Source organism: Virgibacillus halodenitrificans, from assembly GCF_001878675.1.
Taxonomy (GTDB): domain Bacteria; phylum Bacillota; class Bacilli; order Bacillales; family Amphibacillaceae; genus Virgibacillus_Q; species Virgibacillus_Q halodenitrificans.
On the sequence record NZ_CP017962.1, the window covers coordinates 2,907,180 to 2,922,805 of the forward strand.

Annotated in this window: 12 protein-coding genes and 2 riboswitches; of the genes, 6 read left to right on the plus strand and 6 right to left on the minus strand. The window is 37.7% G+C overall.

The genetic code is table 11. The features are described 5' to 3' along the window. Positions 1-75: 75 nt before the first annotated feature. The 6 genes from BME96_RS14845 to hutU all read right to left on the minus strand — a co-directional run bounded on the left by BME96_RS14845 (position 76) and on the right by hutU (position 10,080). Positions 76-1,578 carry a sodium:solute symporter family protein gene (locus BME96_RS14845; RefSeq protein WP_071649430.1) on the minus strand — a complete coding sequence of 501 codons (1,503 nt, stop codon included), beginning with the start codon at positions 1,576-1,578 and terminating at the stop codon, positions 76-78. A gap of 616 nt (positions 1,579-2,194) precedes the next feature. Continuing rightward, positions 2,195-3,568, minus strand: coding sequence for an LLM class flavin-dependent oxidoreductase (locus BME96_RS14850; protein ID WP_071649431.1), 1,374 nt, complete (start codon positions 3,566-3,568; stop codon positions 2,195-2,197). A 261-nt stretch (positions 3,569-3,829) separates the two neighbouring features. Then, positions 3,830-3,934, minus strand: a riboswitch (SAM riboswitch). Between the two features lie 91 nt (positions 3,935-4,025). Beyond that, a complete protein-coding gene (locus tag BME96_RS14855; RefSeq protein WP_071649432.1) occupies positions 4,026-5,486 on the minus strand; it encodes a CoA-acylating methylmalonate-semialdehyde dehydrogenase in 1,461 nt (486 codons plus the stop codon). A 112-nt stretch (positions 5,487-5,598) separates the two neighbouring features. After that, a riboswitch (SAM riboswitch) is annotated at positions 5,599-5,710 on the minus strand. Between the two features lie 133 nt (positions 5,711-5,843). Beyond that, entirely contained in the window at positions 5,844-6,737 is an 894-nt protein-coding gene (locus tag BME96_RS14860; protein ID WP_071649433.1) for a nucleotidyl transferase AbiEii/AbiGii toxin family protein, read from the minus strand. Positions 6,738-7,025: 288 nt separating this feature from the next. Beyond that, complete coding sequence (gene hutI / locus BME96_RS14865; RefSeq protein WP_071649434.1) at positions 7,026-8,300, minus strand: imidazolonepropionase; 1,275 nt, start codon at positions 8,298-8,300, stop codon at positions 7,026-7,028. Between the two features lie 115 nt (positions 8,301-8,415). Then, the gene (gene hutU / locus BME96_RS14870) at positions 8,416-10,080 is read right to left on the minus strand and encodes a urocanate hydratase (RefSeq protein ID WP_071649435.1); all 1,665 of its coding nucleotides are present in this window, start codon (positions 10,078-10,080) and stop codon (positions 8,416-8,418) included. A gap of 239 nt (positions 10,081-10,319) precedes the next feature. On the opposite strand from hutU, the gene BME96_RS14875 reads away from it, so the two are divergent. The 6 genes from BME96_RS14875 (at position 10,320) to yidC (ending at position 15,312) form a co-directional block, all read left to right on the plus strand. Next, a complete protein-coding gene (locus tag BME96_RS14875) occupies positions 10,320-11,795 on the plus strand; it encodes a helix-turn-helix domain-containing protein (protein WP_071649436.1) in 1,476 nt (491 codons plus the stop codon). 232 nt (positions 11,796-12,027) lie between these two features. Continuing rightward, complete coding sequence (locus tag BME96_RS14880) at positions 12,028-12,330, plus strand: hypothetical protein (RefSeq protein WP_019378750.1); 303 nt, start codon at positions 12,028-12,030, stop codon at positions 12,328-12,330. Positions 12,331-12,610: 280 nt separating this feature from the next. Beyond that, the gene (locus tag BME96_RS14885; protein WP_071649437.1) at positions 12,611-13,072 is read left to right on the plus strand and encodes a DinB family protein; all 462 of its coding nucleotides are present in this window, start codon (positions 12,611-12,613) and stop codon (positions 13,070-13,072) included. Between the two features lie 249 nt (positions 13,073-13,321). Beyond that, the gene (locus tag BME96_RS14890) at positions 13,322-14,098 is read left to right on the plus strand and encodes a nucleotidyltransferase domain-containing protein (RefSeq protein WP_071649438.1); all 777 of its coding nucleotides are present in this window, start codon (positions 13,322-13,324) and stop codon (positions 14,096-14,098) included. 93 nt (positions 14,099-14,191) lie between these two features. Beyond that, the gene (locus BME96_RS14895; protein ID WP_071649439.1) at positions 14,192-14,539 is read left to right on the plus strand and encodes a hypothetical protein; all 348 of its coding nucleotides are present in this window, start codon (positions 14,192-14,194) and stop codon (positions 14,537-14,539) included. Continuing rightward, positions 14,512-15,312 (plus strand): membrane protein insertase YidC, encoded by an 801-nt coding sequence (gene yidC / locus BME96_RS14900; RefSeq protein WP_077358522.1) that lies wholly within the window; start codon positions 14,512-14,514, stop codon positions 15,310-15,312. The genes BME96_RS14895 and yidC overlap by 28 nt, the downstream gene beginning before the upstream one ends. Positions 15,313-15,626 lie beyond the last annotated feature (314 nt).

The window sequence follows — 15,626 nt, forward strand, 5'->3', positions numbered from 1 at the left end:
AATCAATAGAAAAAAGATAAAACCATATAACCAGATAGAAAGCATTGGATTCACAAAAATAGTTCTCATCCTCTCTTAATTAGCTTTTAATTGTTTACTTGATTTTGCATATTTGGCGTCTTTTCTCAGAATCGCTGACAGGAGAACAATGGTTGCAATTCCTATCAAGGTGGCAATAGCTCCTGCTGTCATTGTGCTTGGTACAAGTCCACAGAAATAAAGCAGCAAATACGACAACAATCCAGTACCCATTGAAAGCTCAGCCGCACGTTTGGAAGCTTTTTTCTTTCCGTAAACTGCGTAAAGAATTGGCCCCATCGTGCCTGCAGCAACACCGGAAATACCGATCCACATGATATCTCCCATATAGACAGGAGGTCGAAGTACAATTAGAAATGCAGCCAGACCGATAAATGGTACAGAAAGCCGGCTAATTTGCAGTGCAATCTTTTCTGCTTTCGAAGGAGTGAGACGAATGACACCTTTTTTAACCAGAACTTTCAGGAAAATATCGTTGGCAAATACAGTTGAAATGGAGACAAATAATCCATCTGTTGTAGACATGGCTGCAGCAAGAATAACCACACCGATTATTGCGACAACTACTGCTGGAAAGGCCCAAACAGCGTATTCCATTAATGCCAGGTCAGACTCTGCCACTCCATTCCCTAAGGCTACTCGGCTATAAATCCCGCCAAATAATACGACAAGTGAAAACGCTGTTGCGATTACGTATGTCAAAATCATTTTCCCGATATCTTTTTCATTTTTTAATCCTAGAACTTTATTGAAAAGATGGGGAGCTGAAGCGAATGCCCATTGAATTACAATTGCTCCAACTACGACAGCAACAGAATAAAAATGTGCGGATTCCGGGTTAAATACTTCGACCAAATTAGCATCTTGACTAGCTAGTTGATTCGTAATACCTGTAAAGGTTGCTGTAATGCTTCCTTTCCAAAAGAGAACAATACCGGAAATAAAGATAAAAGTACCGGCAATCCCCATCATTATCGACTGAACAGCATCTGTGTAAATATCTGCAAACGCTCCGCCTGCAAAGACATAAAGTACGACAATGGTGGTGATCAGCAAAAGGCCCCCAGTATAAGACATCCCAAGAAGATATTCAAAAATACGTGCCCCTGCAACAAATTGAGCAGCAATATAAAAGATATTGAAGAGTAAAATAACCCCACTTCCTACTCGTAAAATATCACTTTTATAAAAGTCGCCAAGCCAATCTGGTAGAGAAAGTGATTTTTGTCCTGTATTTAACTTTCTAACACGCTTTGCTACCATTAGCACACCAATTGGTCCACCTCCAATTATTGCTAAAAAGAGCCAAAGATTGGAATAACCCCAGGCATGTGACCAACCGGGATAGCCAAGAAATGTGGCAGCACTCAAATACGTGGCTGAAAATGAAAGTCCAAGCACATATGGGCCAAGACTACCTCCACCTATAGCAAAATCACTTACATTTTTTGTTTTTCTTGCACTTATTAAACTGAGGACAAACATGATGGCAAGAAATGCACCAAAACCTATCCATGTATAGAGTGTAACAGTACCCATCATTAACCTCCTTCTTATTTTTGGTTCTAAGGTTATCCAATGATTCGCAAAATAGTAGCTTGGTAGGGCTACAAATCGCCGTATCGGAAAAATGCTTGGCGAGCAATCCTCAGCTAGCTCCTGAATATGTACTGCCGATTAATTCGTTCCCCGGTGGATTATTCTGCTCTGCTGCCGATTAATTCGTTCCCCGGTGGATTATTCTGCTCTGCTGCCGATTAATTCGTTCTCCGGTGGATTATTCTGCTCTGCTGCTGATTAATTCGTTCTCCGGTGGATTACTCTGCTCTGCTGCCGATTAATTCGCTCTCCGGAGGATTACTCCGCTCTGCTGCCGATTAATTCGTTCTCCGGAAGATTATTCCGCTCTGCTGCCGATTAATTCGTTCTCTGGCAGATTACTCTGCTCTGCTGCCGATTTATTCGTTCTCTGGCAGATTACTCCGCTCTGCTGCTGATTAATTCGTTCTCTGGCGGATTATTCTGCTCTGCTGCTGATTTATTGTTTTCATGAAACTTGTTCGCTCACTAGTCCGCAATTTTATGAATCTACGAGATAACGCCTGTACCCAGCATTTACAATAGAACCTTATTTTTATAGAAAAGCAGTTAACTATTAAGTTGGTTGAATAATACCGAGCCTTCTTGCCGGGTGATCTTCTGGAAGATGACGTCTTCCTTTTCCAAACATATTTTCTCGGAGCGTTTCACCCTCGTATTCCTTTCTGTATATACCGCGCTTTTGTAATTCTGGGACAACGTGATCTACAAATTCTGTAAACGTACCTGGAGAATAGGCTTGAGCAATATTAAAACCATCTGCATCTCCTTCAAATGCCCATTGTTCAATTTGATCAGCAATCTGCTCAGGAGTTCCAATAAATTTAACGGTGCCATTTCCAAGTCCATGATTTTTAATTGCTTCACGTAACGTCCATTTCTTATTCGGATCCTTTGTATACATATCGAGATTGCCTTGAACTGCATCCGTGTCCATATCCTGCAGGTATTGGTCGGGGTCATAAGCTGAGAAATCAATTCCTGTATGACCAGATAAGAGCGAGGCTGTTCCTTCATAGCTGACATGGTTGGTTAATTCATGAAGCTTTGCATGCGCCTCTTCTTCAGTAGAACCAATAATTGGAAGGATCATTGGAAATATTAGTACGTTACGTGGATCCCGTCCCTGTTGCTTTGTACGTCTGCGAATATCAGCGGTATAGTTTTTCAGTGCCTCCAATGAATGGTTCTTAGTAAAAACAGCTTCCGCATGTTTGGCGGCAAAGTCCCTTCCTTTCGGTGAAGCTCCTGCCTGAAACAATACAGGGGTCTGTTGAAGGGATGGCTCTACCAAATGAGGACCAGGTACTTTAAAAAATTCACCTTCATGATTAATGGTGTGTACTTTGGCTGGATCTGCAAATGTATCGTTCTTCTTATCATGTACCACCGCATCTACTTCCCAGCTATACTCCCATAACTTATAGACAACTTCCAAAAACTCATCTGCTCGATCATAACGGAGTTCTTTGGGTAGTCGACCGGAAAGCCCTAAGTTAACTGCCTCACTTTCCAAATACGAAGTAACTACATTCCAGGCAAGTCTTCCACCAGTTAAATGATCAAGTGTTGATAACTGCCTTGCCAGAGAATATGGCTGGGCATAGGTTGTGGAAATAGTTGGTGCAAAACCTAAATATTTTGTTGCAGCAGCCATTGCTGCAATAGGGATAACTGGATCATGTGCAGGTAACTGTACCGCATGTTTTACCGCTGCATCATGGCTGTTTCCATAAACACTATACGTTCCAAGTACATCTGCAATAAACAATGCGTCGAACTTTCCGCGTTCTAATGTTTTTGCAGCATTAATCCAATAGGTTAATTGATTATGCTCTGTCCCTTGGTCCTCCTTATACTTCCAAAGTCCTGTCGAATGTGGAGATGGTGAATTTTGAATGAATCCATTTAAATGAATTTGCTTTTTCATGTAACAAAACTCCTTTTTTAAAATTAGTTGCCTGAAACAATAAATAACTTTACCAATCGATTTACTTGGTTTATTAAATAAGCATTCCAATCCAACTTATCATCACTCGATTACTGTTGATAAAATATTCACCTAGTGATTTGGTTCCATAAATTTCTAGTTCTATGTTCAACTAGTGCTATCTTGTTGTTTTAAAAGCTTAGAGTGCTTAAATAAAAAACCTCTTCCCGATGAGAAAGAGGTTTTTTAATATATCCACCCATCTCATCTTTCAAGCTGCACGCTTGCTGGATTTAGCACCTTGTTACATGTAACGGTTGCTGCGGGATCACAGGACCAGGTTCCTCCCCCGACTCTAGATAAGAAATGACTTATTCAATTTTTAAATTGTATTCATCTTAACTAAACAGCAGATTACTGTCAAGAAAGAATTTTAAAATTATTCAAAAATATTACTTTATACCCATCTTGTAGTTAATACCTTTTTTCTTGTATAGAATTCAAGGCCATCCTTTCCATTTGCATGTAGATCACCATAAAAAGAATCTTTCCAGCCTGAAAACGGGAAGAAAGCCATTGGAGCAGGCACACCAATATTTACGCCTAACATTCCTGCATCAATCTTCTCACGAAACGTACGTACATACCCGCCATCTCTAGTAAAGAGGCAAGCGCCATTTGCAAATCTTGATTTATTAGTTAGATTAATAGCACTCTCTAAATTTTCCACTCTACTAATCGCCAATACTGGTGCAAAAATTTCATCCTGCCATATCTTCATCTCACTTGTTACATGATCAAAGATAGTTGGTCCTACAAAATAGCCTTCACGCTTCGTATCAGCATCCTCCCGGCCATCCCGAATGAGTTTAGCGCCCTCCTTCTCACCAGTTTCGATATATTGCAGAGTTCTCTGCTTATGTTGCTCTCTAATCACCGGGCCAAGGAAAACATCTTCATTTAATCCATTTCCAATTTTAAGCTCGTTCGCTTTATTCACAAGCATTTCAATAAATTGATCTGCAATTTCCTCTTCCACTGCTACTACCGAACATGCCATGCACCTTTCTCCTGCAGAACCGAATGCAGCAGAAATAATTTGTGTTGTTGCATTTTCCAAGTCTGCATCCTTTAGTACGATAGAGTGATTTTTTGCTCCGGCAAGCGCTTGAACCCGTTTCAAGTTGCTGGTACCTTTTTTGTATACATATTCCGCTACTGGTTGAGACCCTACAAAAGAAATTGCTGCAACATCCTTATGATCCAATAAACCGTTAACTACATCATGACCGCCATGAACAATATTAAACACACCTTCTGGAAGGCCAGCTTCTTCAAGTAATTCAGCTAAGCGATTTGCTAATAAAGGCGTTCGTTCAGATGGTTTCATTACAAACGTATTCCCTGTCACAATGGCCATTGGGAACATCCACGCAGGTACCATCATTGGAAAATTAAATGGAGTAATGCCTCCGATAACCCCAATCGGGTAACGATAGACACCAGATTCCAGATCTGTTGCTATGGTTGGAAGCTGCGATCCCATCATTAATGATGGTGCACCTGCTGCGTATTCTACACATTCTATACCTCGTTGCACTTCTCCATAAGCTTCCTTCACACTTTTTCCATTTTCAATGGTGATTAGCTCGGCTAATTCGTTCCAGTTATCTACAAGCAATTGTTGATATTTGAATAAAATCCTCGCCCTTCTTGGTACAGCTACTTCCTTCCAAGATTGAAATGCTTGGCTCGCTGTTTCAACTGCTATGTCTACATCCTTCTGTGAAGAAATCGGCACATGGGCAATTACTTCACCTGTTGCCGGGTTAAAAACTTCTGCTGTGCGATCACAGTTTGCCTTCATCCATTTTCCTCCAACATAATTCTTTATCACATCCACCTTCGTTTTAGTCATCCCATCCCCTCCATTTTAAAAAATTCTATACTACTTCGACTCTACACAAACTAAAAGAAAAGCCTCTCCGCGTTTATGGAGAGACCCTATGAAAACAATATCAGGTTGCTCTCTCTCATCTATCAAAACGATACGGTTTTGCAGGATTTAGCACCTTTTTCTATAAAGATAGAACGGGTTGCCGGGCTTCACAGGGCCTGTCCCTCAGCCTCTCTTGATAAGAGAATTATTGAAAATTATAATTTAATCGATTAACGGTATTGTAATAAAAGCACACAAACAAGTCAATGGATAATACAAAAAAATTAAAATGTTCTTACTTTAATTAGGAATTATTTTAAATTTGTTTCGTACTCCCTAACCCCATACTTGCAGCTTATGGTTCCAGTTTCCAAAAAACTCTTCCTCTCTAATGATCGAGTCATAGATCGGGTGAAGAAAGATACGTATTGTTGCCATGATTGATGTGAAATTAACAGTTTCTTCATAACCATTTGTTTTTATAAATGCTTCCCATTCGTTCTCTTTTTCGTCTTTCATAGAAAAGTCTTCTGTAAATAGAGGAAGGTCTTTAACCAAATCAGTTCCTCTTCTTTGAAAGGTTTCACAAATTGCTTCCTGCAATACCCTTCCATCATAATCATATTCAAGTGCCAAGTGAAAGATTTTATAAAAATAATTCATCTTTAACCGATTGGAAACACATTTCTCAAGCATATCTGCAATTAGTGTTTCCGCCGGATAGGTTGTTACTCTTATCGGTTTATTTGTCAATATCCCTTGGTATAAAAGGTCTTTCCGATTTGGTGTAAGAATATCTCCAGTAAGTAAAGTCACTTCCAAATGGTACTTATTCTTTACCAAATATGCAGGTAGTAAGATATTAATTTGCCTTCCTTCCACATCCCATTTTTCTGTTACCTCTATCTTATCAATATCGAAATACACCTCGTCTACTTTGTTTAAAGGTGTACAGATTTTTTTAAAAACATCTGCAATGAAACCGATCCCATGGTTTGTAAAAGAAGATAATAATTTCAACTTAGTGCTCTGTTTTGTTGGTAATTTAGTATTATAAAAGAACATCGGATCCTCTTTCAAAATAAGCCTGTCCCCGAAAGGCGATGCAGCAAGACGATCCATAAATTTTTCTTGTAAATATAAACACATCACAGAGTCAAAAGTCCTTCCGTTAATTTCAGCTACTAGCCTTAATTTATCTTCTGTCTGTATACTATTAATTTCCCCCATAATCGTTGCCCCTTTTTTTATATTCCTGGTCCTATCCCAGCATTTCCACTAATTAGTTTAAATCAAATTCTAAGGAGATTTATACCGGCAATATTTAGCAACAAGAGAATTTTATATAAATTAATAACTAGATAGACTATTGCTCACATGAATGCTTGCTTGGTAAATCGTTTTATCTCCCTTTACACTCTTACATTTTTACTCTATAACCAATTATTGGAGGTGCGTAATATATTACCTTTTTAAGATAATTGATGATGATATAAATAAAAAAAGAAAGCCAATTACTCATCGTAATTGACCGCCTTCTACAAGTTGCTTTCCGGCTTTAATAACTGTATCGACATGGTTCATCCCATATTGATACGAGAGCACTAAATAATTTGGTACATTAAAAATAGTTATATCCGCTTTTTTACCTGCTTCCAGGCTGCCAGCTTCATTCGCACACCCTATCGCATGCGCTGCGTTAATTGTGGTAGAAGTTAGTACTTCTTCAGGTGTCATTCCCATTTTCAAGCAACCTAAGTTCATAATAAACTGCAGAGAAAGGCTTGGCGAAGAACCAGGGTTAGCATCGGTTGATAGCGCAACCGCTACACCAGCATCAATCATTTTCCGTGCCTGAGCAAATTCAGCCATTAAAAAGAATGCCGTCCCAGGTAGTAATACTCCAATAACTCCCGCTTTTGCCATTGCTGCAATTCCTTCATCAGAAGCTCTCAATAGGTGGTCTGCTGAAATAGCTCCTACTTCTGCCGCCAGTTCGGCCCCACCATATGGCTCAATTTCGTCTGCATGGATTTTTGGAATAAGTCCATGTGCTTTACCTGCTTCAAGAATTTTTCGTGATTGTTCAGGAGTAAAGACTCCTCGTTCACAAAAAACATCATTAAATTTTGCCAGCTTTCTTCGTGCTACTTCCGGAATCATTTCATTGACTACACGCTCTACAAAATCATCAGGATTATCCTTTTGATTGAGTGGTACTGCATGTGCTCCCATAAAAGTGGAAACTACATCAATTGGGTGCTCATGTTGAAGACGGTCAGCTACCTCCAACTGTTTTAGTTCATCCTCTAAGGTTAATCCATAGCCACTCTTGGCTTCTACTGTGGTCACCCCATATAATAAAAATTGATTTAGTCGCTTTCTCGATTCTTCAAAAAGCTGCTCATAACTTGCTTGCTGTGTTGCCCGCGTGGTTGCATGGATTCCACCACCTGCTTCCATAATTTCCATATATGTTTTTCCTTTTAAACGCATAGCATATTCATTTTCTCTTGTCCCGGCATGTACAAGATGCGTATGTGGGTCAATAAGCCCGGGTGTAACTGTTTTTCCATTGGCATTAATTACAGTAGCAGTGTTCAATTCATGCTTATATTTATTTCGAATTTCCTGGTCCTTCCCTACTTCCACAACTTTTCCATCTTCAACCCAGATACTGCCATTCTCAATAATCCGAAGTTGTGCCATTTCTTCTTTTGTAGCAGGTTTATTTGTATGACCAGCCATTGTAACAACTTGATTTGCATTAGAAACTAACATATATTTTCCCATATGATTCACCAACACTCCTTTAAAACATTATCCTGTTTGCTAACTTTATAGTTTTTTTAAATGATAACAGGGGCAAACTTATATGCAGTCAAGCCCCTCTCCTCTTTCGCAATCTTTATTTATTATCCAACATAGGAATATGAACGTTTTTCTTTTTTGCTGTTTCGATCGCAATTTCATAGCCGGCATCTACATGCCTTGCGATCCCCATTCCAGGATCTGAAATGAGTACCCGATTTATTTTTTCTGCAGCCTCATCTGTACCATCTGCAACAATTACCTGTCCAGCATGCTGTGAATACCCCATGCCAACACCGCCACCATGATGTACGCTTACCCAACTGGCTCCACCTGCAGTATTTACTAATGCATTTAAAATTGGCCAATCAGATACTGCATCACTACCATCCTTCATTCCCTCTGTCTCCCGATTTGGAGAAGCAACAGATCCAGAGTCAAGATGATCGCGGCCAAATACAATGGGTGCTTTAATTTCCCCGGAAGCTACCATTCTATTAACCTCCAAAGCAAAACGATGTCGATCACCATAGCCTAACCAACAAATTCGGGAAGGAAGCCCTTGCCATTTCACCATCTTCTGTGCCATTTCAATCCAATGTACAAGTGATTCGTCTTCTGCAAACATTTCCTTTGCAAGTCTATCTGTCTTATAGATATCCTCAGGATCACCAGATAGCGCTGCCCATCTGAATGGGCCTTTCCCTTCACAGAACAATGGTCTTAAATATGCTGGAACGAAGCCAGGAAAATCAAACGCATTTGTTACGCCCATTTCCTGTGCATATGCCCGAATATTATTTCCGTAGTCAAATACCTCTGCACCTTCTGATTGAAAATCCAGCATTGCCTGAACATGGACGGCCATGGATCCTTTTGCTTTATCCTCGTATTGTTTTGCGTCGTTCTTTCTTAAAGAAATCGCTTCTTCAAAAGACATGCCATGTGGCACATATCCATTTAGCGGATCATGCGCGCTGGTTTGGTCTGTAACAAGATCAGGTATAATCCCTTTTTTATAGATCGCCGGGAAAATATCTGCACAATTACCAACCAATCCAATAGACACTGCCTCTTTCTTGTTTTGAAACTTTTTCGCTAATTCTAGCGCCTCATCCAAGTCTTCGACCAGATAATCACAATATCCTTCTTTTATTTTCCTTTCAATTCGTTTTTTCTCTACTTCCACTACAAGCGTAACAGCGCCTGCCATTTTACCAGCTAAAGGTTGAGCGCCGCTCATTCCTCCCATTCCACCGGTTAATATCAGTTTTCCTGCCAAGTCTGCTGTGCCGAATGCCTTCTTTCCTGCCTCTACAAAACTCAAATAAGTCCCTTGTAAAATACCTTGTGCCCCGATATAAATCCAACTTCCAGCAGTCATTTGCCCAAACATCATTAAACCTTCACTTTCCAGCTTGTAAAAATGTTCCCAATTAGCCCAAGCTGGTACGATATTTGAATTAGCAATTAGTACCCTTGGCGAATGTGCATGTGTACGAAATACAGCTACAGGTTTTCCAGATTGAACAATAAGTGTTTCATCATTCTCCAATTCCTTTAAAGTTTCAATAATTTTATGGAACGATTCCCAATTTCTCGCAGCCTTTCCGATACCTCCGTAAACGACTAATTCCTCAGGATTCTCGGCCACCTCCGGATCCAAATTATTCATTAGCATTCGCATAGCAGCTTCTTGCTGCCAACCTTTACAAGTTAGCTTTGTTCCTGTTGGCGCTTTCATTGTTTCGCTTGTTTTCATTGAAATTTCCTCCTTTATGGTAAAAAACAATTAACCCATTTAAATCATTTCTAAATGTATACATTATGTCTTAACAAATATCCTTTGTTGTTATTATTATAATTTTTCTGATAAATTAGATGAAGAGATGTTTCTACAAATTTTAGTACATTTATTTGTTTTAGAGATTAATGCTATGTATAAAATAGGATTTTTTTATGATATACAAGAAATTTCTTGTATATAGAGGGGGATTTGAAATGGACATGCTAATTATAGATAGAGATAGCACAGAACGATTAGGTATTGAATGGTTTATAAAGTCCAATCAATTACCTATTAAACAGGTTTACCATGCAGAAACAATACAGCAAGCAAACGTGCTGTTAACAAAAAAACAACCTGAAATCGTTGTAATTGAATTGGAAATTCTAAGTAGGGATAAAATGAAGGCTTTTACCAGAAATATACTTCGCTTCTCAAAAACAATAATTTCAGTAACCGCAGAACCACTATTTGAACGTGCCCTCCAATCTATTGAATTACAAAGCTCTTCTTTACTGGTTAAGCCATTTAATTTAAATTTATTAAAAAAGGCACTTATCGAAGCAACTAAGATAGACCATAGACAGTTACCTGATAGTATGCGAATATCCAGAAATCAAGAGATTTATCATTCTTTATTCATAAAAACAGCGTTGATTGATCCTATAAAGCCATTTTTCTTACTTTTTCAACCTGAGGTAAATGAGTTAAACAATAATCTGCATCAGTGGTTATTGGAGATTAAGTTACCATTTGAGAAAGAAATATACCCATTGAGTAGTATGGTTGTCTGTCTTGCATATCCACATGAGACGGACGGTTTAGAGTTTATTAAGTTGGAAGCGTATAAAATGCTTGATTGGTGGGAAGAAAGTTTTCATTCCAATATTAACATTGCTATACATGACAGCCATATAAATAATGATAATTTGCAGCAAGCATATATAACAGCAAAAAATGCACTTAATATGAAGTTTTATAAAGGATTTAAACAACTTTTTCACACAAGTGATTTGCCTGTCTTTCAATCAATTGACCCTTTTCTTACAACCTCTGAACAGCGATTCTGGATGGAAAGTCTAGAGAAAGGGGATATCGAGAAGATAAAAGAATACTTATATCAATCCTTCAATAAATCATATGAAAACTACCCTGATCCGGAATTAGTCAGAATTCAATTAACCAGTATTCTAGCTCAAATTCGACGTTTTATAAAAAATTATAAGTTGACTAAAACGGTTGAAATAGAAACAGAATATCATCGTATGTTTGATATTATCCTAAACAGCCCTATCCTTTATTCCATTGTTCAAGAGCTTATTTTATTTTGTATTAAAGTAATTAATAATTCTAGAATACAAAAGGAGAAAAGAGATTTCAGCTATTTAGAAAGATCTTTGTTTTATATCGAAAATAACTTTAGTGATCCCGATTTATGTCTGGAAGATCTGGCCGATTACTTGGAGATCAGTCCGAATTACTTAAGCTATTTACTTTCTTCTGCACGTCACCCTTTCAAAAAAATGGTAAATGAAATGCGTGTGAAGGATGCTACTAGGCTACTAATTGAAACAGATGAGCCAATTCAAAAAATAAGCAGTATAGCAGGCTTTAAAGATCCCAATTATTTTTCTCGTATCTTCAAAAAGTACATGAATAGTACACCAAATGAATATAGAAAACAAAAATGAAATCACTTTTCAGCAACTTATAGCTTAATCCGCAGACTAATGGTCGAGAAAAATACTCCCATAAAAGGAAAACCAAAGCTCTATTTAGGTTAAATACCCTTTTTTACGACAAAAGTTCTATCTACATGATAGTCCTATTGTGGAACATTGTATAATTAGCTAACTTCGCCTTTCCATTACACTGTCTCTGCCGCATAAGATATGTTAAGGATTCTGCTGGATAAGAAAGGAAGTGATTATAATAAACAAGGATAAAAACCAGCGTACGGAAACTGAGGCAGAATTAAAAGAATTGAGGGAAAGGCTTAGCAACTTGGAGAAAGATAATGACGCTACTTCTGAAAAAAACATGTACTTGATATTCGATCAACTGATTAAGGATAAACAATTAGTTACAAAGTCAGAGCTTAACCGCTATGAACAAAAAATGCACGCATTATTGCAAGAAAGCCAGTTAAAGTTACTCAAGTGGATAGTAGGTACCGGTATTAGTACTATTGGAGCAATCACAGCGATTATCGGTCTTTTCTATTAAATAGGGTCCGTTATAAACATAGCAGCTATATTCCTCTTCCACACATCAACAGCAGAATCCTCCTTTCCTTCTATCATAGCTTTTATTTGTACAAATGAATATGATGCCTTAAAACGATTCCATTCTCTCGGTAAAATGTGTGTTTTACAGGTTAACTAATTGGAGAGTACCACTTCTCATCTAGACTTTGAATGCCAGATTGCTTTAGGCGCATTCATTTTATCATTATAGTTCTATTGATATACTAGAGGAGAAACAAATGCAAAGGAGAGAGAAATACATGAATACATCACTTATAAAACAGTTTACATTCACAAGAGATTCATTAATTAAGGAGATTAATAAGATTAACCCAGAAATTGTTGATGTACAGCTCGACGGATATAACAATACCATTCACTGGCAAATTGGCCATATCCTCACAGTAGCTGAGCAATTTTTATTTGCTTTTCCAAAAAAGACACAGTATTTGCCGGAAAAATACGTAGAATTATTTGGTAACGGAACAAAACCAGCCGACTGGCAAGGAGAAATTCCGTCTGTAGATAAGCTTACAAATGAGCTACAGGAACAGCTCAAGCGTGTCATGGAAATCCCCGAAGAACAATTTAATGTAGAATTGGAAAAACCATTCTTAGGTCAGGAAACATTTGGCGGATTAACAACACTAGCTACTTACCATGAAGCACAGCATACAGGGCAAATTCATGCATTACGTCTGATTACTGAGCAAACAAAATAAATTTAGATAAGGAGAAAGAGGATCAGCTCAAATTTGTGGCTGCTCCTCTTTTTTTGTAAGAAAATAATATAGGAGATATGTGAAAGGATTTTCCTCTCGTTTAGATGGGATGGTGCCTGCTATTTAGATGCAAAACGTAGTAAGAGTAGAGTATACAATTTTAATATAAATTCCTCTAGAAGTGGTATTCTATAAAGATAGAGTTAGATGGTTGATCGTTCAATAGTATGCTTTTAAGGAGTAACGTTTATGAATAAAAAAATTAGCATGGTGCTTGAATCCCTTGAATATAAGCATCAAATAAAAATAATTTACGCATGTGAGGCTGGAAGCAGAGCATGGGGACTTGCCAATGAAAGAAGTGATTATGACATTCGTTTTCTTTATGTGTACCCAACAACCACCTATTTACGTATTGATCCAGTGGGTACTAAGGAATTTCCAGAGGTAATAGAAAAGCCCATAAGCGATTCTTTGGATATAAGTGGCTGGGAACTCACCAAAGCTTTGCGCTTATTCAGAAAATCCAATCCGTCTTTACTCGAGTGGATCCATTCACCTATTGTTTATAAAAACGATAATTTTCTTATAAAGAAAATGAAAGACATACTCCCATGCGTTTTTAATCCAATAGCTTGTATCATGCACTATACGAATATGGCAAAAGCCAATTTACACAGATACGAAAAGAATATGAATCCTCAACCAAAGGACACACTTAACATAATTAAACCAATTATTGCAGCAAAATGGATCAATAAACATCATGAATTTCATCCACTTCATTTTTCAAAAATGATAGAAGACTTTTATTCAGGAGAAATTAAGAAATCCTACTTACAATTAGCTAAAGAAAAAAGGCTAAATCTGCAACTCGGAACAGAGGAAAGTAAGCTAATAAAACATGCAATAACAGAGCTTGCTGTTCTGCAAGCTGCTGCGAAGAAAATCCATCCCATGAAAATAGAAGAAACAAGGAGGTTGGACGAATTATTTCGAAACATGTTAGATAGAATTTGGGGTTAGAGCTAACTATTTTCCAGCTATCTTCTAATACCCAACACATTTACGGATATGTTATAATTTATCTATATTAATCAGACAGGAGGTGAATACAGATTGTTCGAATTAATAAATGATTTGTTCTTGGATGCTTCGCCTATTTATATGTATGTAAGTATTTTTGTAACTGTCTTCAGCACATATCAGCTACTTCATTCAAATACAAGGTATTGGCGAGTAGACAATAATGTCTATACACTTCAATTGCATGCCAAGGAAGCAATTATTTTGCCAGCACAGAAGATAAATCTAACAACAGAAGAAGATAAGAACTGGATCTATCGAAAGTATGTCCGTTGTGCCCATCAGGATGATGAATCAGAACCGGCTTCCCCTCGTAGTTTAAAACTTAGACAACAATTACGAGGAGGATTTTTGTGGGACAATCTGTATTCACATTTATAAATAGACATAAGAAATTAATGCTTTTATCTTTACTTGTTTTAACTCTAAGCGGCTGCTCTGCTGCTACAAATGAGCCACTGAACCCGGATCAATTGAACGGTATAGAGTATTTAATTTATCCATTCACACTTCTAATTAAATCCATTGCGAATGTTTTTAATGACAATTATGGTATTTCCATTATCCTAATAACATTAATTATTCGATTGCTGCTGTTACCTTTTATGGTAAAACAAATGAAATCAAGCATGGACATGAAAGAAAAAATGGACCAAATGAAGCCTGACTTAGATGCATTAAAGGAGAAATATAAAGATAAAAAAGACCAAGAGTCCATGCAAGCACAGCAAAAAGAGATGATGCAGTTATATCAAAAACATGGCACCAATCCTTTTGCTATGTTCGGAGGCTGCTTGCCATTATTAATTCAAATGCCAATATTACTTGGATTTTATTACGCTATTCGCAGAACGCCTGAAATTGCTACACATGACTTTTTATGGTTCAGTTTGGGCCAAACAGATATTGCCTTGACGTTGATTGCTGTTGTCATTTACTATTTCCAATTTAAGGTTTCTCAAATGGGAATGGATGAAAAACAGAAAAAGCAAATGGCTTTTATGGGACTTCTATCGCCGATCATGATTGGCGTTATCTCTATAAGCTCACCAGCTGCCCTTCCGTTATATTGGGCAACTGGCGGATTATTTTTAATGCTACAAACTTGGCTTACGAAGAAAATATTATATGCAAAAAAAGAAATTTCATCATAAACTCGTTGTTTCTCTCTAAAAAAGACTGTCAGGAATTAAATTTCCTGGCAGCCTTTTTACTTTAGCTCAGTTAACATTTCTTTGTTCATAGAAGAAGCACATGGGTCTATCTTGAGACAATTCTATTGGACATTTCTTATGACTTCGAGGAGGCTTTTGTCCATTAGAGCTCTTCTATTGGACAGTTCCAATGACTACAAGGCTGCTTTTGTCCATTAGAGCACTCCTATTGGACAGTTCCAATGACTACAAGGCGGTTTTTGTCCATTAGAGCTCTTCTATTGGACAGTTCTCTTGACTACAAGGCGGTTTTT

What these genes read in the sequence shown, in the direction of transcription:
- hutI (WP_071649434.1), bottom strand. Translation starts at nt 8,300, where the DNA reads ATGGGAAAATATATGTTAGTTTCTAATGCAAATCAAGTTGTTACAATG.
- BME96_RS14875 (WP_071649436.1), top strand. Translation starts at nt 10,320, where the DNA reads ATGGACATGCTAATTATAGATAGAGATAGCACAGAACGATTAGGTATT.
- BME96_RS14855 (WP_071649432.1), bottom strand. Translation starts at nt 5,486, where the DNA reads ATGACTAAAACGAAGGTGGATGTGATAAAGAATTATGTTGGAGGAAAA.
- hutU (WP_071649435.1), bottom strand. Translation starts at nt 10,080, where the DNA reads ATGAAAACAAGCGAAACAATGAAAGCGCCAACAGGAACAAAGCTAACT.
- BME96_RS14845 (WP_071649430.1), bottom strand. Translation starts at nt 1,578, where the DNA reads ATGGGTACTGTTACACTCTATACATGGATAGGTTTTGGTGCATTTCTT.
- BME96_RS14850 (WP_071649431.1), bottom strand. Translation starts at nt 3,568, where the DNA reads ATGAAAAAGCAAATTCATTTAAATGGATTCATTCAAAATTCACCATCT.
- BME96_RS14860 (WP_071649433.1), bottom strand. Translation starts at nt 6,737, where the DNA reads ATGGGGGAAATTAATAGTATACAGACAGAAGATAAATTAAGGCTAGTA.
- BME96_RS14890 (WP_071649438.1), top strand. Translation starts at nt 13,322, where the DNA reads ATGAATAAAAAAATTAGCATGGTGCTTGAATCCCTTGAATATAAGCAT.
- BME96_RS14885 (WP_071649437.1), top strand. Translation starts at nt 12,611, where the DNA reads ATGAATACATCACTTATAAAACAGTTTACATTCACAAGAGATTCATTA.